This is a genomic window from Stenotrophomonas indicatrix, assembly GCF_002750975.1.
Lineage (GTDB): Bacteria > Pseudomonadota > Gammaproteobacteria > Xanthomonadales > Xanthomonadaceae > Stenotrophomonas > Stenotrophomonas indicatrix.
Genome location: NZ_PEJS01000001.1, coordinates 52871 through 74840, shown reverse-complemented (window position 1 = coordinate 74840; position 21970 = coordinate 52871). Strand labels below are relative to the sequence as shown.

The window sequence follows — 21970 nt, the reverse complement described above, 5'->3', positions numbered from 1 at the left end:
CAGTACGCCATCCCTGCTTCCCCTGTCTCATCTAATTGATGAGGCCTATTGGCCTCCGAGACGGGATAGTACCTTTCGATGTCGCAATCAGCACGCACCTGCTGGATGGGGGGGGGGCAGTCAGGGACGCGCCATCCCTTCTACACGGTGCCTCGATGAATTACTTAGAGAACTCCCTTCCTCTTGATCAGTGGCCACGCGCAAAAATCTGTAGCGGTCGAGCACCACGTAGACTTCCATGCGCCCCTGTCAAAGTATTTTCTTCTACCGAAATGCACGCCTATAGCTTGAAACGAACTAGGGATATGAACTGAATGCGCGATACCGGTCAAACCTGCAAGGAACCTAACCACTAGCACTGACTGTGCCGCTGAAACAAGAACTAGGTACTTTGGCGAGTGACCTGATCCACTGTCACGCCGGCATAGAAATGGTCCAGCATGAAGTGCTCTGCGGGGGAGCCGAACAGCTTATAGACTTCCGACCGACGGGTCTCCAGCGCCTCGAGCGCATCAGAAAGAGACAAGTCCGCCCTCTCAAAATCTACAATCGCTGACAAATGAATCCTGCGACTAAGCATTCTTGGCAGGCCATACTCTTCGAGTTGATAAACCGTTGCCGGAAGAAAAGCGTGGGAAAGCCTGTAAATGAATGGCGACACATCGAATCCGCGATTTGGACTAACCCTGGCATGAATTGTATTGATGTCCCCGAGGAGCGCTGCCATTTTATAGGAAACCGTCCTCTCAAGCTTAAAGAACTCCTCAACCGTAACCGAATGATTAGAAAGTTTTCGTAGCATTGCCGGAATTGTAGACGTCCATGAGTCTGCGACGACTTTGATGAATGCAACAACTTTGGTGTATGGAGCATCCCATCCGGCCGGGCTCAGGTTGATTGCATTGAAGAGCACCCATTCCCATGACTCACGATTCGAGGAATTCAGATTCGCTAAAGCCCTCCAATTGCTCGGCTCATTTGAAATCGAATTCACCAGTTTCCAGATGACATTTGCGTCACTCGATTGCAACTTGCCTTCTCGTTGCAGCGCAGCTACAGACGTCACGTTAAGAATAGCCGAAACATCTCTATCAAAAGCCTCGGCCTTGTCCCGCTGCGCTTCGCTCAACGAATCCGACACTGAGTCAATTTCAGCAACACCAAGCAACGATTCAGGCAACTCTAGAGTGAGCTGCGTTTCAGAATCAGCAGGAGCTTTCTCCAGCAAATATACTTCACCAACGAAGTATCTGAACATCCTTCCTCCACGACCAATTAAATTTCGGTAGTCGAAGTTCGAAAGCCGCGGATTGCCATTCTTGTTACTCCAAACCACGACACGTTGCGCTGACGTATTCACGCCCTCAATAATCGAGGACGTAGATACAATCAAATCCAGACCATGCTGTTCCATTTCAAACAGCCGCAGCTGCATCTGAGCAATCGCCCGGTGGATCTGGCCATTATGCAACCCAATCCGATGTTGAATAAGAGTTGATAGAGCCCAGGTTGCAGAATAGTTATCTCCCAGCCATCTGCCTATGTCGCGCAGGAGATCAGAACTAGACAATGGCCACGACATTTTGACAGCATCCGATGCAACCTTGACCTGAGAATGAGATCCTGCATAAAGCAAAGTTTTTGAGCCTGGCTGGCAAATTCTGCGCACTGCAGCCGACTTCTTCTCTACATCACCAGAAGTCGAGTCCGAAAGGTCGTAGGTCTTTAGAACAACGGTATTAAAGTCCGTCTTAACAAACTCCATGCCCCTGGTAAAAGGATTTTCCTTCAACGATGATATGTTGGGCGCCAGGAAATATCTCTGCTTGGCGATCGACGAAAACTTGATCATTGCACGAACTAGCGTTGGTGACCTATCCTTATCGAACGCAGCACTTGCCTTGTAGAACTCATCCACAATGAACAAGTCGAGACTTTCAATTCTGTTCGCATAGGTAATGGCTCGCTCTTGGGGAAATACGAATATTTTCGACCCCTCTGGGATATTCCCCTCAGTCGTCGTCACAACTGAGTAGCTGCCACCAAATTTTCTATGAAGTCGACGCCTCACCTCGTCCATCAACGCGAGCGTAGGCACGATGATGAGGACTGACTTTGGCCGAGTTATCGAAATGAAAGCATCAATAACGAAGCTCTTGCCAAAGCTAGTTGGTGCGCTTACTGCGACGCTCTGCCCCTTCAACAGCTTAGAAAGCAAGGACGATTGGTCGCGATGGAGAGTTGCAAACTCTGGTAGTCCAACGTCTGCTCGAAAAACGTCTGCGACGATGCGATCCTGCCACATCGCTGTATCAAGCTGAAGATAAGGATAGAGGCCGACCCTACGTAACAGATGATTCAGAAGGGGCGTATAGGCCTCCTCTGATTGTGACCGTCCATGGAGATGCTCAATCAATGAAGCTCGGGCCTCCTGCTCACATCCAAGCTCGATCATATCGTTGATTCTAGAAAGCACCTCAAAATCAGTCATTACCACACTCCTTGTGGAACTTCGCGGTTGCGAGGAACTTCTCTACAACCTTCTTCTTGTCAGGGACTGGGAACAGAATCACGTGAAACGTGATGTCACCATACTGAGATACAGTGGACGAAAGCTGGCTGAGCTGCCGACTAAAGTAGGTCACCGCTCGCTCTCGGTGGTGGTCAATCAGGGACTTCTCGTACTCATCGGTCCAAATCGAGGCGCTCGACGTAAGCGCACATTCGTGAAGCAGAAGTATGGGGATGCACAAGTGAGGCTTGAGCTCATCCAGGGAGACGTCCTGGGAGAGCATTTTTTTTATCTTATCTAGAACGACCTCATTTTTTACACAGGCCGAGAGATCGCTCACGTTGCAGATTATTGCATTCTCTTTCTTAAGCTTATCTGCCCTTAGCGACTCCCCCACCGATTTCACAATAGAGGCAATACGAGCATCTTCGATGTTTGAGTAGAATTTAGACTCACCAAACCAGAGGTGAAACTCGTCGCCATCCACGGTCACGTGAACGCTGTCAGCACCCTTCGCGTTATCTTGGGCATTCTGTTTATAGAATATCTTTGGAACTACGGGGAGACCGTCATAGTACGCTCTCATGACCCCATATAACATGGCCTCAGCAAGCTCGCTGCCTGATCCAATATCCTCCGCGCTGTCGGTGAGCCTAAGGTTGCTAGCAGCTCTATTGATAAGGGTTTGCGGGCTGTCTATTAACGCATTTCGCTCAGACTCTGATAGAGCTGTTTGAGCGATATTGTTCCACACGAATTCATGGAATTTTGCCACTCGCCACTTTGAGTCTTCAAAGTCATTCGCGATGCTCAGTACGAAATGTCGATCTCCGCCCGATCCAGCTATGTTCACCGATTCTTTCAAAACAGTCTTGAACACGAACCACTCCAGGTTGGCTAAGCTCTGCTTCCTTCCGAGTCACAATCGCTCGGAGCACATCGAACCACCATTAGCATACTCATCTTGATACAACAAAAAAGGGCGGCCAATGGCCGCCCTTTCTCACGTCAATTAATTGACGAAATCAAACCCCAACAGGATTAGCCTTCTCCGGATCAATCTTGTACTGCTTGATCGCCCGTGCCACATCCTTAGCCGTCATCTTCCCGTCCTTCGCCAGCGCCGCAATCGCGGCATGCGCGATGTAGTACCGGTCAACCTCGAAGAACCGACGCAGGTTCGCACGCGTATCCGAACGGCCGAAGCCATCGGTACCCAGCACGGTGTACGACATCGGCACGAACGCGCGGATCTGGTCCGCATACGCACGCACGTAGTCGGTGGCGGCAATCGCCGGGCCCTGGCGGCCTTCCAGCAGCTCGGTCACGTAGGCCTTGCGCTGCTCACCTTCCGGATGCAGGCGGTTGGCACGCTCCACGTCGAAACCATCGCGACGCAGCTCGTTGAAGCTCGGGCAGCTCCAGATGTCGGCGGTCACGCCGAAATCCTTGTCCAGCAGCTCGGCCGCGGCAATGGCTTCGCGCAGGATGGTGCCCGAACCCAGCAGCTGCACGCGCAGCTCGCCCTTCTTCGGCTTGCCGGCGTCGGTCAGCAGGTACATGCCCTTGACGATGCCTTCGGCCGCACCTTCCGGCATTTCCGGGTGGGTGTAGTTCTCGTTCATCAGGGTGACGTAGTAGTACTCGTCAATCTGATCTTCCATCATCGCCTTGGTGCCGTGCTGCAGGATCACCGTCACTTCGAAGCCGAAGGTCGGGTCGTAGCTGCGCACGTTCGGAATGCCACCGGCCACCAGATGGCTGAAGCCATCTTCGTGCTGCAGGCCTTCACCGTTCAGCGTGGTGCGGCCGGCGGTACCACCCAGCAGGAAGCCGCGGGTACGCATGTCCGCTGCCTGCCAGGCGATGTCGCCCACGCGCTGGAAGCCGAACATCGAGTAGTAGATGTAGAACGGCAGCATCGGCACGTTGCTGACCGAGTAGCTGGTACCGGCGGCCATCCACGAGCTGATCGCGCCCGGCTCGCTGATGCCCTGCTGCAGCACCTGGCCGCTCTGGTCTTCGCGGTAGAACATCAGCTGGTCGGCGTCGACCGGCTTGTACTTCTGGCCGAACGGCGCGTAGATGCCGATCTGGCGGAACAGGCCTTCCATGCCGAAGGTACGGGCTTCGTCGGCCACGATCGGCACGATGTGCGGGCCCAGTTCCTTGTCGCGCAGGGTGATGTTCAGGCTCTGCACGAAGGCCATGGTGGTGGAGTAGCTGCGCTCGCCGCTGCTCTTGAGCAGGCGCTCGTAGCTTTCCAGCTTCGGTGCGTTGAAGCTCTTTTCGGCCTTGCGGCGGCGCTGCGGCAGGTAACCGCCCAGCGCGGCACGGCGTTCCTGCAGGTACTGCACTTCCGGCGAATCCGGGCCCGGGTGGTAGAACGGCACCTGGCCGTCGGCCAGCTGCGCGTCGGTCACCGGAATGTTGAAACGGTCGCGGAAGTGGCGCACCGCTTCGTCGTCCAGCTTCTTGGTCTGGTGGGTCGGGTTCAGTGCCTCACCGGCGCTGCCCATGCCGTAACCCTTCACGGTCTTGGCCAGGATGACGGTCGGCATGCCCTTGGTGTTCACGGCCTGGTGGTAGGCGGCGTACACCTTGTGCGGGTCGTGGCCACCACGGTTCAGGCGCCAGATGTCGTCGTCGGAAAGACCGGCCACCATCGCAGCGGTTTCCGGGTACTTGCCGAAGAAATGCTCGCGGGTGTACGCGCCACCGAAGGCCTTGCAGTTCTGGTATTCGCCGTCGACGGTTTCCATCATCAGCTTCTTCAGGACGCCATTGGTGTCCTTGGCCAGCAGGGCATCCCAGTAACCGCCCCACAGCAGCTTGATGACATTCCAGCCGCCACCACGGAACACGCCTTCCAGCTCCTGGATGATCTTGCCGTTGCCGCGCACCGGGCCGTCCAGGCGCTGCAGGTTGCAGTTCACCACGAAGATCAGGTTGTCCAGGCCTTCACGGCCGGCCAGCGCGATGGCACCCAGGGTTTCCGGCTCGTCGCTCTCGCCGTCGCCGATGAAGCACCACACCTTGCGGTCGGACTTCTCGATCAGGCCACGGTTTTCCAGGTAGCGCATGAACTGCGCCTGGTAGATGGCGGCCAGCGGGCCCAGGCCCATCGACACGGTCGGGGTCTGCCAGTACTCCGGCATCAGCCACGGGTGCGGGTACGACGACAGGCCGCCGCCGTCCACTTCCATGCGGAACTTGTCCAGCTGCTCTTCGCTGATGCGGCCTTCCAGGAAGGAACGCGCGTAGATGCCCGGGGCGCTGTGGCCCTGGATGAACAGCAGGTCGCCCGGATGGTTTTCGCTGGGGGCGCGCCAGAAGTGGTTGAAGCCCACGTCGTACAGCGTTGCGCCGGAGGCGAACGAGGCGATGTGGCCGCCCAGGTCACCCGGCTTGCGGTTGGCGCGCACCACCGTGGCCATCGCGTTCCAGCGGATGATCGAACGGATGCGCCATTCCAGTTCGGCGTTGCCCGGGCTCTTGGCCTCCAGCTGCGGCTCGATGGTGTTGACGTATTCGGTAGTGGGAGAGAACGGCAGATAGGCACCCGAACGACGGGTCAGTTCCACCATGCCTTCCAGCAGCTGATGCGCGCGCTCGGGGCCCTCGACATCAATAACGGCCTTCAACGACTCGATCCACTCCTGGGTTTCCACAGGATTCGGGTCGTTGTTCAGCACCTCGTTCAACCAGTTCATTAGCGCTCCCATTACCGCACGCACGCGCGCGACTGTTGATAGATTTCTAGACCGCAAAGTGTAGCGCACCAAGGGCTTTCGTCACTTGGCTACGCTGGCGTATGGATGCAGGCCACCCATGTCTGCAAGGCCTGTCCCGGGACGTCCACCCGCGGGACAAAGCGCTGACAACGCGCTGCGGCAGGCCGCTGTGGCTGCCTGCAAGGGCTGCGCCAGCTGTCGCTTGCGGCCTGCTGCGCCCATGCGCAGGACGCAGTGTTACCGCCATGGATGACCGTTGTGGGGCAAGGCGGGCGCCATGTCGGCGTTGTCTGACGGGGCGCCGCTGAACCCGCGACAACGTGTCGCGCGCGCCTCTCGACGCGGACGAGGCAGCTGCGCACGGTTGGCCGCGAGCAGGCCCCTTCCCGCGGTTCGCCGCTCGTCTGCTGCGCCCCTGCCCGGGGCGGAAACCCGCAGTGCCGTTGCGTGGCCCGATACGGATGTCGGGCCGCGCAACGGTGGCTTGCGCCGCGCGCATCTTTCCCCCTGAGCCCTTGTGCCGCCTGGCTGCGTGGCCCGATCCGACAAGCGTTGTGGCCGGAATCCTGCTTGCCGCGCTTGGCCTATCGATATATCGTTTGCAATACACGTTACCGATATATCGAAATGGGCCGATCCCCCTCCCCTCGCAGCCGCACCGACGATGCCGCGGTACCCCGCCGCAACGGCCAGCCGCGCGTGCTCAGCCGTGGCGACCTGCGCCTGTTGGTGCTGGCGCTGATCGGCGAGCAGCCGCGCCACGGCTACGAGTTGATGCAGCACATCAGCACCATGTTCATGCAGGCCTATACCCCCAGCGCCGGCACCATGTACCCGCTGCTGGCCAGCTTCGAGCAGGCCGGCTGGGTGGCGTCGGAAGAGGTGGACGGCCGCCGTGTGTTCCGCATCACTGCCGCCGGCGAGTTCGAGCTGAAGGTGCAGCGCAGCCAGGTGCGATTGGCACAACGGCGCGCATTCGACCGCGCTCGCGAGATCACCAAGGCCTCGCTGCCGGCGCCGCTGGCCGCCGCGCTGCGCGAGTTCAAGCGGGCGCTGGTGCACCACCACGGGCGCTGGGCCGACGGCGAAGCCGAGCAGGTGGCGGCCCTGCTGTCGCGTGCCTCGGCGCTGATCAACGGCCAGGGCGACAACGCGCCTTCTCCCTTTTCAACGACCCAGCCAGACTGATTCCAGCCAGGTCTCCCCCATGCCGCGCGCCCCCGCGCGACCTTCCAACTGGTACCCCCATGACCGAACATCACAACTCGCGCCTGCGCCTGGATGTGCGCTTCCGTGAACTGACGGTGCTGCGCACCGAGACTGTTACCCCGCACATGCGCCGCATCGTGCTGGGCGGCGACGACCTGGCCGGCTTCGATTCGCCCGGCGCCGACGACCACATCAAGCTGTTCTTCCCCAACGCCAGCGGCGAGATGGTGCTGCCGGTGCTGACTGCCGAGGGCCGCAGCTACCCCGAGGGCAAGCAGCCTTCGCCCGCACGCGACTACACCCCGCGCTGGTGGGACCACGAAACCGGTGAGCTGGCCATCGACTTCGTGCTGCACGACCAGGGCATTGCCGGGCCGTGGGCCGAGCGCGCACAGGCTGGCGACACGCTGGTGATCGGCGGCCCACGCGGCTCGTTCGTGGTGGCCGACAGCTATGACGCCTACGTGCTGATTGGCGATGAGACCGCGCTGCCGGCCATCGCCCGCTGGCTGGATGTGCTGCCCGAAGGCGCGGAGGTGCAGGCGTACATCGAAGTGGCCGACGAGGACGAGCGCCAGGATCTGCCGCAGTACGAGAACGTGCGCATCCACTGGCTGGAGCGCAACGGCTTCCCGGCCGCCAGCAGCACGCTGCTGGAAGACATGCTGACCGACTTCGAGGTGCCCGAGGGCGATACGTTCTACTGGATCGCCACCGAATCGCGCCGCGCGCGGATGATGCGCAAGTTCATCGAAGGCCACCTGGGCGTGCCGCGCGACTGGATCCGCTCGACCGGTTACTGGAAGGCGCACCCGGACGAACAAGACGGCGATTGACCGCAAAACGGTAGGTGCGGACCGTTGGTCCGCACGCTCTTCTACGGGTAGTGCCGGCCGCTGGCCGGCAACCTCATGACCCTTCGGCGGCATCCTGCAACTGCCGGCCAGCGGCCGGCACTACCAACCGGGGCGCAGCCCCACCCTTCCACCCGAACCGATGCGCGGCCCAGATCTCCAGCGCCAGCAGCAGCGCGATGATCGCCAGCGGCAGCAGCAACCCCAGGTACACACCCGGCATCATGCCGTTGATCTGCGCCTTCACCAGCCGCAGCACGCCGCGCGTATGCAGCAGCTCATCCATGCGCATGGTCAGCGCCTCACGCACCATCTTCGGCTCCAGGCCCACAGTGCCAGCCTTGTCGATCAGCGTGTCTTCCACCATCGCGCGCAGCAACCCGGCGCGCACCTTGCCGATCACCCAGCCCACGCCGCGCGCCATCGGACCGTTACCCAGACGATCCACGCCGGGCAGCGGATGCTCGTGCAGGTAGATCGCAGCAAGCGAATCGGCAACGTCACCCACCGTGCCCTGGCTCTGCAGCGCGGCGCGCATGCGTTCGTCTTCCAGCGAGGCGGTGAAGCCACTGCTCCACCCTTCCACCATCGTCTGCAGGTGCGGCTGGAAGTGGTCGAGCTGCTTGAACAGCGCGCGGTGCGCGCCGGCGGTGAAGCCCAGTTGCAGGCCGAAGAACGCGACAAGCAACGGCAGCAGCACCACATACGAGGCCAGCAGCCCGTGGTGCCAACGCCGCTGCCGCCGCAGCCAACCGCGTCGATGCAGCCCGCGCCAGGCGAAGATGCCCAGCACCAGCCCCAACAGCGTGCCCAGCACGCTGCCGCCGATCAGATCGAGCACGCTCAGGCCGGTCCAGAATTCGCCAAGCCAGTACTGCGCTTCCTGCATGGTGTTGCCTTCCGTGGTTCAGTGCGACCGCCATGGTAACCGCGACCCGATGCCCGGCTGCTCTCTGCGGCCGGCGGGTGCAGACCGTTGGACAGCCTGTGGGGGCGGACCCTCGGCCAGCCGGTGGGTGTAGACCCTCGGACAGCCGGTGGGTGTTAGACCGTCGGACAGCCGGTGGGTGCGGACCGTTGATCCGCACGCCCCCACGCAGTCGCCCGCCAGCGGCCGGCACGACCCGGCAAGCAATGCGACAATCGCACTCCTTTCCTGCAGCAACGAGGCCCACATGGCCAAACTGACCCTGGCCAGCGTGGACACGCTGCGTACCCGCTTCACTGATGATGCCGCCTGCGATGCAGCGCTGTCCGCCTTTGCCGACCCGGCAGCGGCGCGCGTACCGCTGCGTGAGCTGGTCGAGGCACAGCACCGCTACCTGCAGGCCGAACACGAAGTGGCACAGGTGGCCGACATCCTGCGCCGCGACCAGAAGTACGCGCCGGTGGGTCGCCCGTCGGTGCATATCGTGCAGCTGCGCAAGCAGCAGGCAACGACCAAGCAGGCCGCGCTGATCGCTCGCCAGGTAGTGGCGCAGGCGGCGCAGACGTTCGTGCGTGCGAGCGGGTTGGCGGTGAAGGCCAAGCAGAGCCCGAGCGAAGCGTCGGCGGCGTGGCTGGGCGCGTTGCGCTGAGCGCGCGTACCCGGTAGTGGCCACCCTTGGTTGGCCTGCGGAGTGCTCGTGCGCCAACCGAGGTTGGCACCTACCGGGTAGTGCCGGCCGCTGGCCGGCAACCTCGGTGTAGTTGGATGCATGCAGTTGCCGGCCAGCGGCCGGCACTACCAGACGATCGGGCCACCGGGTGATTCGGCAATCGGCCAATCAGGCAATCGAGCGACCCGTCCAGGACGCCGCCAAAAAAGAAGGCCCGCTTTTCAGCGGGCCTTCTGCCTTCTCACGACGAGTGAGCGGGAGGGATCAAGCCGCCGGCTTCTCGCCGGTGGCTTCGGTGGTGATACGGATCTTCACTTCATCGCTGACGTTCGGGGCGTAGGCGCCGACGCCGAAATCGCTGCGCTTGATCGTGGTGGTGGCATCGAAGCCGGCGGCCGGAACCTTGGCCATCGGGTGCTCGCCGCCGCCGTTGACGGTGACGTCCAAGGTGACCGGCTTGGTGATGTCCTTGATGGTCAGGTCGCCGGTAACGGTCAGCTTGTTGGTGCCGGCCGATTCAACCTTGGTGCTCTTGAAGCTGGCAGCCGGGAACTTGGCAGCGTCGAAGAAATCGGCGCTCTTCAGGTGCTCGTCGAACTTGGCGGTGAAGCTGTTCAGGCCGCTCAGCGGCAGCTTCACTTCCACGGTGGACTTGGTGACGTCGGTGGCGTCGTACACCAGGGTGCCTTCGGCGTTGCCGAAGTGCGCGCTCGGGTTGGAGAAGCCGAAGTGGCTCCACTGCGCCAGCACGTCGGTGTGGGTCGGGTCGAGCTTGTAGGTGCCCGAGGCGATGGTGATGGCGGCAGCGGCCGGGGCGGCAGCAGCGGCATCGGCGGCCGGGGTGGTGGCAGCCTGTTCGGTGGCGGCCGGGGCAGCAGCATCGGCTGCCGGGGCGGCGGTGTCGGCCGGCTTGGAGCAGGCGGCGATGGCCAGGGTCAGGGCCAGCGGCAGCAGCAGTTTACGGGTGGCGCTCATCTCAGGAACTCTCCGGATCGTAGGGTGGGAACACAGTGCAGCAATGGCCCGCCACGGCGGGCGGGCCCGAAACCGATACAGCGACTTACGCGATGCGCGCCGCTTCGTCGAAGGACAGACGCGGCAGACGGGGGAACAGGCCCGAATCGTCACCGTACCCCAGGTTGACCAGGAAATTCGACTTGATGCTGGTGCCGGCGAAGAAGGCTTCGTCGACCTTGGCGTTGTCGAAGCCGGACATCGGGCCGGCATCCAGGCCCAGCGCGCGTGCGGCCAGGATCAGGTAAGCGCCCTGCAGGCTGCCGTTGCGGAACGCGCCTTCATGGCGGCCTTCGCGCGGGCCGTCGAACCAGGCCTTGGCGTCGGTGTGCGGGAACAGGTACGGCAGCTTCTCGTGGAAGTCCTGGTCGAAGGCCACGATGACGGTGACCGGGGCAGCCAGGGTCTTGTTGTGGTTGCCTTCGGACAGGGCCGGGGCAAGCTTGGCCTTGGCTTCGGCCGACTTCACGAACACGAAGCGCGCCGGGCTGCCGTTGGCGGCGGTCGGGCCCCACTTCAGCAGGTCGTACAGGGCGTGCAGCTGGGCGTCTTCGACCGGCTTGTCGAGGAAGGCGTTCTGGGTACGGGCAGTGCGGAACAACTGGTCCAGTGCAGCAGCGTCGAGCGCGTGGGACATCGGTGGATCTCCAGGGCGGCTAAGGTCTGTGCCCGCGGGCGGCGCGGGGCGAAACGTCGATCCGCAGTGTAGAGTGTCGCGACTGTTGCAACACCCAGCAGGGCTGAAACGAATTAATGCCAATGGTGAAACGATCGAGCGCGCCTTGGACGGTCACCGACGGCCGTGCCGGTAATGTCCGGCAGGCGGTCGCGCTGGCCTCGGCGCTGCGCCAGGGCACCCACCGCCCCCTGATCCTGCAGCCCCGGGCGCCATGGCGCTGGCTGGCACCGCGGCGCTTGCCCGGTGATGTGCACGGCTACGGCCAAGCCCTGGCAACCCTCGCCGCCGATGCGCCCGCGCTGGCGATCGGCTGTGGCCGCCAGGCCGCCGGCGCGCTGCGCGTACTGCGTGCGCGCGGCAGCCAGGTGGTGCAGATCCTCGACCCGCGCATCGGCTCGCGTCACTGGGATGTGGTGGTGGTGCCCGAACATGACGCGCTGCGCGGCAGCAACGTGCTGACCCTGATCGGCAGCCTGAACCCGGTGGACGATGACTGGCTGGCCTGGGGCCGCGCGGCGTTCGCCAGCTTCAGCACCCTGCCCGGCCCGCGCACCGCGCTGCTGGTGGGCGGCCCGACGCCGCTGGCGCCGTGGGACGAAACCGCGATGGTGCATGTATTCCAGGCGCTGGCCGAGCAGATCCGCAGCGAGGGCGGCAGCCTGCTGGCGACGACGTCGCGGCGCACGCCGCCGGCATTGGCCGAGATCCTGCGCGCGAAGTTCGCCGATCTGCCGCATGTGATCTGGGGCGATGGCGGCGATGGCGTGAACCCGTATGCCGGCCTGCTCGGCTGGGCCAACCGCGTGGTGGTGTCGCCCGATTCGGTGAACCTGTTGTCCGAGGCCAGTGCCACCCGCATGCCGGTGATGGTGGCCCTGGCCGATACCGCACAGGGACGGTTGGCGCGCTTCCAGCAGCAGCTGCGCGAACGCGGGCGCCTGCAGCCGCGTTGGCTGGACTGGCAGTACGACCGCATCGAACCGCTGCGCGAAACCACGCGGATTGCCGCCGAGGTCAAAGCACGCCTGGCATCACGGTAGTGCCGGCCGCTGGCCGGCAACTCATGATCTTCGGCGACGTATATGCGGATGCCGGCCAGCGGCCGGCACTACCTCACCCACCCGTGGAGCGCTGATTCCAGCGATGCGGGTATGATCGGCGCGCGGGCCTGCCCGCGTCTGGAGCGGTTTACATGGAACGTCTGCATCGCCTGCGCTGCGCCCTGCTGCTGTCGATGGGCCTGCTGGCCACCGTGCCGGCATGGGCCGACAGCGGTACCTGCCGCGAGCGCTACCCCAGCGTGGCCGCGCAGGCGGCGATGTTCGATGTGGCGTGGACCACGGCCGAGCGCCTGGATGCGCTGCCCGACGTGGACGTGGTGATCGCCGCGCGTGGCGGCCAGGACCTGAGCCGCTACGGCCTGCGCCACAGCCACCTGGCCTTCCTGCTGCGCGAGGACGACGGCCGCTGGCGCGCGATGCACCTGCTCAACCGCTGCAAGACCGACAGCTCGCAGCTGTACCGCGAGGGCCTGGGTAATTTCGTCGGTGAAAGCGGCACCCATACCGATCTGCGCATCGGCGTGCCGCCCCCGGCGTTGCAGGCTGCACTGAAGCGGATGCTGGCAGCGCCGGCGATCCAGCCCAAGGCGCTGCACGAATCGAACTACAACGTCGTGGCCTATCCGTTCGCTACCGACTTCCAGAATTCCAACCAGTGGATCCTGGAAGTGCTGGCCGCAGCGATGGCGCAGGCCGAAGGGGGCCCGGTCATCGTCAAGCGCGAACAGGCACAGCAATGGCTGCGCGCGCAGAAGTACCAGCCCAGCGTGCTGCATATCGGCCTGGGCAAGCGCGTGGGTGCGCGCTTGTTCGTGGCCAACGCCACCACCACCGACCATCCGGCCAGCGAACGCATTTCCGGCAACTACTCGGTGGTGACGGTGGAATCGGTATTCGACTTCCTGCACCAGCGCAGCCAGCTGCAGCAGGAACTGACCATTGCGCATGCGACGGCCGACACTGCCGCCGCTGCGCCCTGACCTGGCAAGGAGAAGATGATGCGCAACCTGCAGTTTTCCGCGTTGGCCGTGCTTCTGTGCGGCAGCCTGTTGTCTGCAGCACCGGCACATGCCGAGCGCCGCATCGTGATCATCCAGAACAGCGTGCCCGAGGGGCCGAGCCTGGAGATGTCCGCGCCGATGGTGGAACGGGCGCGCGCAGCCGCGGCTGGTGAAACCAACGATGCGGGCATGCCCCCCGGCCAGGGCCCGCGGGTGAAGCTGCCGCAGATGCAGGTCAGCGCCATCTCCACCACCGTCGATGGTCGCCGTGAAGTGCTGCTGCAGGACCCCGCCAACCCGCAGAACACCGCGTCCATGCAATGGCCCAAGCGCCCCGGTGACCCGGCCGTGCAGTTCAACGTGGGCCAGACCGTGAATTTCGAGCCTGCTGAATCGGGCAACGGCTGGCGGGTGAGCGACAACCAGGGCCGGCCGCTGGAGTACCTGCCCGAGGCCACCGGCCCCCGCGACATTTTCGATACGCAGCGCTGAGCCGCTGCCTTCATCCTGACCAGGAGGTCACCATGCTTCGTTCCCTGCGCGCCCCCGCCGCCGCCCTGCTGCTCTCGGCCCTGACGGTGCCGACCGTGCACGCTGGTGCCGCCCCGCACATCAACAGCGGCCAGGCCAGCGTGCTGGTCACTTCGCTGATCGTGGTGTCGGTTCCACTGGCCACCTCGATGGGCCTGGCCGCACTGTCCAAGGCGCCGTTCAAGGCCAGCGAGCGCAATGGCCGGGTGGCCGAGCGCACTCCGGCAGTGCCGCTGCCGCCGATGGAAGTGAAGCAGGTGGCGACCACCGCCGCTGGCGAGCGCCAGGTGCAGCTGCAGGTGCCGGACAAGGCCGACCAGACCGCCACCCTGCAGTGGCCGGCGATCGAGGGCGAAGACCCGGTGGCCGGTTTCGTAGTGGGCCAGCAGGTGCGCTTCGACCCGACCGATGCCGGTGCCGGCTGGACAGTGAAGAACAGTGACGGCAAGGCCCTGGCCTATGTGCCGACCGCCTATGCCGCCGGCGACGCGCTGAGCGAGCAGCTGTAAAACTGAACGGCCGTTTTTGGCTTTGCGGCGGGCCGGGCGGATAATGGGCGATCCCCTTTGTCCCTTGGCTCGCCATGTCCGTGCGTCCTGCGCCTGTTTTTGCCCCGTTGACCGCCCGCGCCCTGGTGCTGGCGGTGCTGGCCATGGGCGCGGTGGTGCTGCTGTCCAACGTGCTGGTGCAGTACCCGATCAATGACTGGCTGACCTGGGGTGCTTTCAGCTACCCGGTGGCCTTTCTGGTCAGCAACCTGATCAACCGCCGCTTCGGCCCGGGCCCGGCCCGCCGCGTGGCGTGGATCGGGTTTGCGGTGGCGGTGCTGCTGTCGGTGTGGGTGGCGACGCCGCGCATTGCGATCGCCTCGTGCTCGGCCTTCATCGTGGCCCAGTTGCTGGACATCACCGTATTCGATCGCCTGCGCCGCGGCAGCTGGTGGCGCGCACCGATGGTGGCCACCACCTGCAGCGCCACGGTGGACACCACGATCTTCTGGTCGATCGCCTTCGCCGGTTCCACCCTGCCGTGGGTGAGCTGGGCGGCGGGCGACCTGGCGGTGAAGCTGGCGATCGGCGTGTGCCTGCTGGCCCCGTTCCGCGCGCTGCTGTGGAAGATGGCGCCGCTGCGTACAGCGGGCTGACCGCCTCACCGGTGGGTGCCAACCTTGGTTGGCGCACTCTCTGAACCCGGTAGCTGCCAACCTTGGTTGGCACACTCCCTGAACCCGGTGGGTGCCGAACGTTGGTCGGCACGCTTCTCCAGGGTTCATCGCAGCTGAGAGATTGTGCCGACCAACGGTCGGCACCTACCAATGGAAGGCCATCGCCGAGCCATTGACCCGGTGGGTGCCAGAGATCGGCACCCACCCAAAGCTGCTACCGCCATTGCAGGCGGTCAGGCGAACGGCAGCTCCGCGGCGATGCACGCGGCGCGGATCGCCGCACACGCCTCTTCGATGGCCGGCGTGGTCGGTGCCAAGCGCGGCCGGCGATCCAGCGTGCAGGCCAGCCCGACCTCCAGCAGCGTGGCATGCGCGCGATGCAGCGCCTGTGCGGTGGCTTCGGGCAGGAACTCCGCCGCGGCCAGCGCGTCGATCAATGCAGGCGTGGCACGCGGCTGCAGCAATGCAGGGGTTTGCGCACTGCATGCCAGCACGCCGGTCTGCAGCAGGAATTCCAGGTCGACCACGCCACCCGCGCCCTGCTTCAGGTCGAGTCGCGCGGCATCGCTGCGGTCCAGTTCGGTGCGCATGCGTCCGCGCATCTTCACCACATCGGCATACAGCGTTGCGCGATCACGTTCGCGGCCCAGGGTCTGCGCACGTACCTGTTCGAAATCCTGCAGCAGGCTGGCATCGCCGGCCACGCCGCGTGCGCGCACCAGCGCCTGGTGCTCCCAGGTCCATGCGCGATCGCGCTGGTACTCGGTGTAGCTGGCCAGCGAAGACACCAGCGAGCCCTTGCCACCATCCGGACGCAGGCGCACGTCGATGTCGTACAGGCGGCCGGCGGCGGTGACTGCAGCCAGCAGCGCCATCACCTTCTGGGCCAGGCGCGCATACCAGCGGCCCGGCTCCAGCGGGCGCGCGCCGTCACTGGCTTCCACACCCGGCGGGTGATCGTGCAGGAACACCAGGTCCAGATCCGAGCCGAAACCCAGCTCCAGGCCGCCCAGGCTGCCGTAACCGATGATCGCGAAGCGGCCGCCGGCGATAGCGCCGTGCGCGGCGTGCATATCGGCCTCGGCCATCGCCAACACGGTGATGACTACCGCCTGCGCCAGTTCGGCCAGTTGCCGGGTGCTGTCGACCGCGCCCTGGCGGCCATCCAGCGTGGCCATGGCCATGCGGAAGCTCAACGCCAGGCGAGTTTCATTGAGCCAGCGCAGCTGCGATTCGGGATCTTCCACCGGCAGCACCTGCCGGCATTCGGCCAGCATGCCGTCGGCGTCGGGCATCGGCCCGGACACGCGTACGTCCAGCAGTTCGTCCAGCAGCAGCGGATACGCGGCCAGGCGCTCGGCCAGCAGCGCGCTGCGTGCCAGCACGTCGACCAGTCGCGCAAGCGCGCTGGGCTGTTCGTCCAGCAGCGCCAGGTAGCTGGTACGGCGCAGCACTGCCTGCAGCAGGCCGAGCACGCGCTTGAGTGCGGCATCGGGCTGCGGTGAACGGGTGGCGGCGTGCAGCAGTGCCGGCAGTACGCGGTCCAGGCGCGCACGCGCCGCATCGGACAGCGACTTCACGCCCGTGCCCTGGGCGAAATCGCGCAGTGACTGATCGGCGCCATTGGCATCGAGGAAACCGGCCTCGGCCAGCAGCGGCGCGTTGCTGCCTTCGGGCAGACTGCGCCAGTAATTGGCCAGCGCATCCGGCGCTGCCTGGCCCTTGCGTGGTGCCAGCAGCGCACCGAACTCGGTACTGACACGCTGCTGCTGCACACGCAGTGCGTCGCGCAGCGCATCCCAATCGGCATAGCCGAGGCCGACGGCAATCCGCTGGCGATCCAGCGCATCGCTGGGCAGCACGTGGGTCTGCGCATCGCGCAGCATCTGCAGGCGGTTTTCCAGCCGGCGCAGGAACAGATAGGCCTCGCGCAGTGCGGCGCCATCATCGCGGGCGATCTGCCCGGCAGCCACCAGCGCGTCCAGCGCGACCAGCAACCGCCGCTCACGCAGCACCGGCTCACGGCCACCGCGAATGAGCTGCAGCGCTTGGCACAGGAATTCGATCTCGCGGATGCCACCGGCACCGCGCTTGATGTCGTCGTGCATCTCGCGGCGGGCGACTTCAGCGGTGATCGCCGCTTTCATCTCGCGCAGGCCGTCGAGCGCGGTGAAATCCAGGTAGCGGCGGTACACGAACGGACGCAGGGTCTGCAGCCAGGCCTCGCCAGCGGCGATATCGCCCGCCACCGCGCGCGCCTTCAACCAGGCATAGCGCTCCCAGTCACGGCCTTCGCGCTGGAAGTACTGATCCATTGCGGCAAATGACAGCGCGACGCGGCCTGCGCTGCCGAACGGGCGCAGGCGCAGGTCGACGCGATGGCTGAAGCCATCGACGGTGGTTTCATCCAGCAGCTTGGCCAGGCGCTGGCCGAGGCGGGCGAAGTACTCTTCGGCCGCCAGCGCGCGCGGACCGTCGGATTCACCGCCCTGCACGTAGGCGTAGACCAGATCGACATCGGAACTGAAGTTGAGCTCGCCACCGCCCAGCTTGCCCAGCCCGAACACCACCAGCTGCTGCGGTTGGCCGTGGTCATCGGCGATCACCCCGTGGCGCTGGGCGAACTCCTGCTGCAGGGCGTCCAGCGCCAAGCGCAGGCAGTCCTCGGCCAACGCGGTAGCGCCCGCCAGGGTCTGCGGCACGTCATCCAGCCCGGCCAGGTCGCGCCAGATCAAGCGGGTGGACATCGCCGTGCGCCAGCGTCGCAGTTGTGCCGGCCAGTCGCTGGGCTGCAGCGGGTCGAGCACCGGCGCCGGCAGCGGCGGGCAGCCCGGCGCGGCCAGCTGCGCCAGCAGGCCGGGCTGGCGCACCAGGGTGTCCAGGGCGAAGTCGCTGCTGATGGCCAGCTGCACCAGCATCGGCTGCAGTTCGGCCGGGATGGGATCGGGCACTGCCTGGGCCAGGCGCGTCAGCGCGCGGTGGACGAGGGGCTGCAGGGTGGCGGGCAATTCGGCGGGGGCGAGGGTCATGCACTGATTCTCGCGGGGTCGCATCCCTTTGCCAACGGCGAAGGGCTGTGACCGCTTGCTGCGATATCGCCGGAGGTTGCTGGGGTTGCCGGCCAGCGGCCGGCACTACCGAAAATGGAATCCGCGCATTCATCTTGGGCGACAGGCAATAAAAAAGCCCGCTTGCAGCGAACTGCCAGCGGGCTCTGCTCCCTCCCCCACGTCGGGATGCAGGGCCATCGTGCGGTGTACGAAAGTACTTTGCACGCTGCACTGCAAAACAAAACTGACGGGTATGGGAGAGGCCTTGCCGGAAACACCATTCCACGAAGGTAGAACCCCCCGTACGGCGGGGGATGGCCGATAATCGGGATTCCCCCCAGAAACGCTGTCGTCATGACTGTTGATCGCATCGCCAACGCGCGTCTTCGTGACCGCGTGGTCTCCGCCGAGGCCGCAGCCGCGCTGATCCAGCCCGGTGAAACCGTGGCCATGAGCGGCTTTACCGGCTCCGGTTACCCCAAGGCCGTTCCCGTTGAGCTGGCCCGCCGCATCGAATCGGTGCATGCCCAGGGCCTGCCCTTCCAGATCAGCCTGATGACCGGCGCCTCCACCGCGCCGGAACTCGATGGCGCGCTGGCCAAGGCCGATGGCATCGCCATGCGCATGCCGTTCCAGAGCGACCCGGATGCGCGCAACCGCATCAACGAGGGCAAGCTGGATTACATCGACATCCACCTCAGCCACGTCGCCCAGCACGTCTGGTTCGGCTTCTACGGTGAGATCGATACCGCCGTGGTCGAGGTCTCGGCGATCCGCGAGGATGGCTCGCTGGTGCCGTCCACCTCGCTGGGCAACAACAAGACCTGGCTGGACCTGGCCAAGAAGGTGATCATCGAGGTCAACGAGTGGCAGCCGGCCGGCGTGGACGGCATGCATGACATCTACTACGGCACCGCGCTGCCGCCGCACCGCAAGCCGATTCCGCTGGTCAATGCCAACGACCGCATCGGCGAGACCGCGCTGCGCTGCGACCCGGACAAGATCGTGGCCGTGGTGCGCACCAACGGCCCCGACCGCAACAGCCCGTTCAGCCCGATCGATGCGACCAGCGAACAGATTGCCGCGCACCTGATCGAGTTCCTGCAGCACGAAGTGAAGCGCGGCCGCCTGCCGGCCAACCTGCTGCCGCTGCAGTCGGGCGTGGGCAACATCCCCAATGCGGTGCTGGCCGGCCTGGCCAAGAGTGGTTTCCGCGACCTGGCCGCGTTCACCGAAGTGATCCAGGACGGCATGCTCGACCTGCTGCGCGACGGCGTGCTGAGCTATGCCTCGTGCACCGGCTTCGCACTGAGCCCGCAGGCCAACGAGACGTTCAAGGAGAACATCGATTTCTACCGCGAGCGCATCATCATGCGCACGCAGGAAATCTCCAACCATCCGGAACTGGTGCGCCGCCTGGGCTGCATCGGCATGAACGGCATGATCGAGGTGGACATCTACGGCAACGTCAATTCCACGCACGTGATGGGCACGCGGATCATGAACGGCATCGGCGGTTCGGGCGACTTCGCGCGCAATGGTTTCCTGTCTGCGTTCCTGAGCCCGTCGACGGCGAAGAACGGCACCATTTCGGCGATCGTGCCGATGGCCAGCCATGTCGACCACACCGAGCACGACGTGTCGGTGATCGTGACCGAACAGGGCCTGGCCGATCTGCGTGGCCTGACCCCGCGCAAGCGCGCGCAGGTGCTGATCGACAACTGCGCGCACCCGGATTTCCGCGCGCAGCTGCAGGACTACTTCGACCGCGCCAGCCGCGAGAGCTACGGCAAGCACACCCCGCACCTGCTGCCGGAGGCGCTGTCGTGGCACCAGCGGTGGCTGGATACGGGGACCATGAAGGCCTGAGTATTGCCGGTTCGCCGGGCATGGCCCGGCGCTACCCCGCATCGCACCTTGGTAGCGCCGGGCCATGCCCGGCAGGTGTTCCGCATCGCACCTTGGTAGCGCCGGGCCATGCCCGGCGGTGTTCCGCATCACACCTTGGTAGCGCCGGGCCATGCCCGGCGGGTGTTCCGCATCAGGTGCGCAGGCTCGCCAGCGATTCGGCCTGGATGCGCTCGTAGATCTCGAACTCATCGTTCACCGCCGCACCCAGCGCCTGTTCGAAGGCCTCGCGATTGGCATGGGCGGCGTACGCGCGCTGCTCACCGCCGCCCAGGTTCGACTGGAAGATGCCTGCGGCGCTGACCGGCAGGAAGTCCTCGTAGACGATCGGGTCGGCCGTGGCCAGGCCAGCGGCAACCAGCACTTCGGCCGGCAGATCGGCCACGCGCTCCGGCGCGGCGCGGCCAGCGTCGGTCAGCTGGTAGCGGTAATACCCCAGGCCTTCCTGGCGCAGGGTGTCGTGGTCATCCGGGAAGCTGGCGAACACCGCCTGCAGGCGCTGCCCATAATCACCACCGGTGCTGCCCGCGCCGTCGGCATCGCGCGCCTGCGTCAGCAGCTGGTCGTACAGCGCGCGGCCCTTGGCGGTCAGCGCCAGGCCGCGCTGCTCGATCTCGCCGAAGCGCGCGGTATGGGTACCGGCGTCGCCGCCTTCGTTGCCCGGGAAGTGCACCGCCTCTTCCAGCGCCTTGAAGCTGGTCTGCCGCAGCAGGATCGGGCAGGCGCGACGCGGGGGGCCCTCGATCACCGCCTTGGCGGCCATGCCGTGCTCGATCATCGCCGCCTGCGCAGCGTCGATGTCCAGCGTGCGCGGGGTCAGGTGGTTGATGTGCGGGCCACGGAAGCTGACCACGTCGGCCACCAGCCGGTGCGCCTTGTGCAGGGCATGGTAGGTCGGCAGGTCGACGGTGGCATCGCCATGCCAGCGGAAGGTCTCCAGCGCCTGTTCGACGAAGCGCTCGGCATCGGCCTGGGTCAGGCCACCGTCACGCTCGGCCTGGTCGATCAGCGCCAGTGCGTCGTCGGTGAAGATGCGGCGGCGGGCGAGGATCTCGGCCGACTGTGCGCGTAGCGCCTCGTCTTCGATCAGCTCCAGGCGCAGCAGCGAGGTGAACACGCGGAACGGGTTCAGTGCCAGCGCAGCGGCGGTCAGCGGGCGGAAGGCGGTGGAATGCACCGGCACGCCGGCCACCGACAGATCGTAGTAGCCCACCGGGTACATGCCCATCACCGCGAACAGGCGGCGCAGGGTTGCCAGTTCCTGCGGGGTACCGACGCGGATCGCGCCATGGCGTTCTTCATCCAGGCGGGCACGCTCGTCGTTGCGCAGCAGCTGCGCGGCCAGCGCCGGGTCCTGCGCCAGGACCTGCGTGTTGATCCGCTCCACCAGTTCCACCAGCGTGCCGTACAACGGCACTTCGGTGCGGTACATGCGGGACATGGCCTGGGCGAACAGGCGGCGGATCACATCAGGCGAAACGAAAGAGGCGCTCATCAGTCACTCGATTACGGGAACGGGGAACAGCTCGGACCCGTATTGTCGCCGGAGCGCGCGGCGGCGGCGATACGCAGAGCAACATGAAGAACATCGGTAGCGCCGGGCCATGCCCGGCGAATCCCCAGGGCCGCGCTGCGCGCTCGCCGGGCGTGGCCC

General features: G+C 64.8%; 17 protein-coding genes. 9 read left to right on the top strand and 8 right to left on the bottom strand.

Annotated features, from left to right (window positions below):
• Nucleotides 1-382 precede the first annotated feature (382 nt).
• The 3 genes from CR918_RS21010 to aceE all read right to left on the bottom strand — a co-directional run bounded on the left by CR918_RS21010 (nt 383) and on the right by aceE (nt 6225).
• Nucleotides 383-2491, bottom strand: coding sequence for a DEAD/DEAH box helicase (locus CR918_RS21010; RefSeq protein WP_133119651.1), 2109 nt, complete (start codon nt 2489-2491; stop codon nt 383-385).
• Nucleotides 2484-3392 carry a HamA C-terminal domain-containing protein gene (locus tag CR918_RS00330; protein ID WP_165780881.1) on the bottom strand — a complete coding sequence of 303 codons (909 nt, stop codon included), beginning with the start codon at nt 3390-3392 and terminating at the stop codon, nt 2484-2486. Before CR918_RS00330 ends, CR918_RS21010 begins: the two co-directional genes overlap by 8 nt.
• 145 nt (nt 3393-3537) lie before the next feature.
• Nucleotides 3538-6225: a pyruvate dehydrogenase (acetyl-transferring), homodimeric type gene (aceE, locus tag CR918_RS00325; RefSeq protein ID WP_099841795.1), complete on the bottom strand. Its 2688-nt coding sequence runs from the start codon at nt 6223-6225 to the stop codon at nt 3538-3540.
• A gap of 648 nt (nt 6226-6873) precedes the next feature.
• On the opposite strand from aceE, the gene CR918_RS00320 reads away from it, so the two are divergent.
• A complete protein-coding gene (locus CR918_RS00320; protein ID WP_099841794.1) occupies nt 6874-7434 on the top strand; it encodes a PadR family transcriptional regulator in 561 nt (186 codons plus the stop codon).
• Between the two features lie 59 nt (nt 7435-7493).
• A complete protein-coding gene (locus CR918_RS00315) occupies nt 7494-8291 on the top strand; it encodes a siderophore-interacting protein (RefSeq protein WP_099841793.1) in 798 nt (265 codons plus the stop codon).
• A gap of 73 nt (nt 8292-8364) precedes the next feature.
• On the opposite strand, the gene CR918_RS00310 is transcribed toward CR918_RS00315, so the two are convergent.
• Nucleotides 8365-9198 (bottom strand): hypothetical protein, encoded by an 834-nt coding sequence (locus CR918_RS00310; RefSeq protein WP_099841792.1) that lies wholly within the window; start codon nt 9196-9198, stop codon nt 8365-8367.
• A gap of 286 nt (nt 9199-9484) precedes the next feature.
• Between CR918_RS00310 and CR918_RS00305 the strand changes: the two genes are divergently transcribed.
• On the top strand, nt 9485-9886 hold the full coding sequence (locus CR918_RS00305; protein WP_099841791.1) for a hypothetical protein: 402 nt from the start codon (nt 9485-9487) through the stop codon (nt 9884-9886).
• Nucleotides 9887-10171: 285 nt separating this feature from the next.
• Here the strand turns inward: CR918_RS00305 and CR918_RS00300 are convergent, their stop codons facing one another.
• Together CR918_RS00300 and CR918_RS00295 are read right to left on the bottom strand one after the other, a co-directional pair.
• Nucleotides 10172-10882, bottom strand: coding sequence for a YceI family protein (locus CR918_RS00300; protein WP_025878214.1), 711 nt, complete (start codon nt 10880-10882; stop codon nt 10172-10174).
• A gap of 85 nt (nt 10883-10967) precedes the next feature.
• Nucleotides 10968-11558, bottom strand: a complete 591-nt coding sequence (locus tag CR918_RS00295) for a malonic semialdehyde reductase (protein WP_025878215.1) — start codon at nt 11556-11558, stop codon at nt 10968-10970.
• A 122-nt stretch (nt 11559-11680) separates the two neighbouring features.
• Between CR918_RS00295 and CR918_RS00290 the strand changes: the two genes are divergently transcribed.
• The 5 genes from CR918_RS00290 to CR918_RS00270 all read left to right on the top strand — a co-directional run bounded on the left by CR918_RS00290 (nt 11681) and on the right by CR918_RS00270 (nt 15337).
• Nucleotides 11681-12640, top strand: a complete 960-nt coding sequence (locus CR918_RS00290) for a mitochondrial fission ELM1 family protein (protein ID WP_025878217.1) — start codon at nt 11681-11683, stop codon at nt 12638-12640.
• 152 nt (nt 12641-12792) lie between these two features.
• Complete coding sequence (locus tag CR918_RS00285; RefSeq protein ID WP_099782573.1) at nt 12793-13641, top strand: DUF2145 domain-containing protein; 849 nt, start codon at nt 12793-12795, stop codon at nt 13639-13641.
• Nucleotides 13642-13659: 18 nt separating this feature from the next.
• The gene (locus tag CR918_RS00280) at nt 13660-14154 is read left to right on the top strand and encodes a hypothetical protein (RefSeq protein WP_099782571.1); all 495 of its coding nucleotides are present in this window, start codon (nt 13660-13662) and stop codon (nt 14152-14154) included.
• A gap of 32 nt (nt 14155-14186) precedes the next feature.
• Nucleotides 14187-14702, top strand: a complete 516-nt coding sequence (locus tag CR918_RS00275) for a hypothetical protein (RefSeq protein ID WP_025878222.1) — start codon at nt 14187-14189, stop codon at nt 14700-14702.
• 74 nt (nt 14703-14776) lie between these two features.
• Nucleotides 14777-15337: a queuosine precursor transporter gene (locus CR918_RS00270; RefSeq protein ID WP_025878224.1), complete on the top strand. Its 561-nt coding sequence runs from the start codon at nt 14777-14779 to the stop codon at nt 15335-15337.
• Nucleotides 15338-15591: 254 nt separating this feature from the next.
• On the opposite strand, the gene glnE is transcribed toward CR918_RS00270, so the two are convergent.
• Complete coding sequence (gene glnE, locus CR918_RS00265; RefSeq protein WP_099841790.1) at nt 15592-18387, bottom strand: bifunctional [glutamate--ammonia ligase]-adenylyl-L-tyrosine phosphorylase/[glutamate--ammonia-ligase] adenylyltransferase; 2796 nt, start codon at nt 18385-18387, stop codon at nt 15592-15594.
• A gap of 375 nt (nt 18388-18762) precedes the next feature.
• Between glnE and scpC the strand changes: the two genes are divergently transcribed.
• Entirely contained in the window at nt 18763-20277 is a 1515-nt protein-coding gene (scpC, locus tag CR918_RS00260; protein ID WP_080150722.1) for a succinyl-CoA:acetate CoA-transferase ScpC, read from the top strand.
• A 172-nt stretch (nt 20278-20449) separates the two neighbouring features.
• On the opposite strand, the gene hglS is transcribed toward scpC, so the two are convergent.
• A complete protein-coding gene (gene hglS / locus CR918_RS00255; protein WP_032975602.1) occupies nt 20450-21811 on the bottom strand; it encodes a 2-oxoadipate dioxygenase/decarboxylase HglS in 1362 nt (453 codons plus the stop codon).
• Nucleotides 21812-21970: the final 159 nt, after the last annotated feature.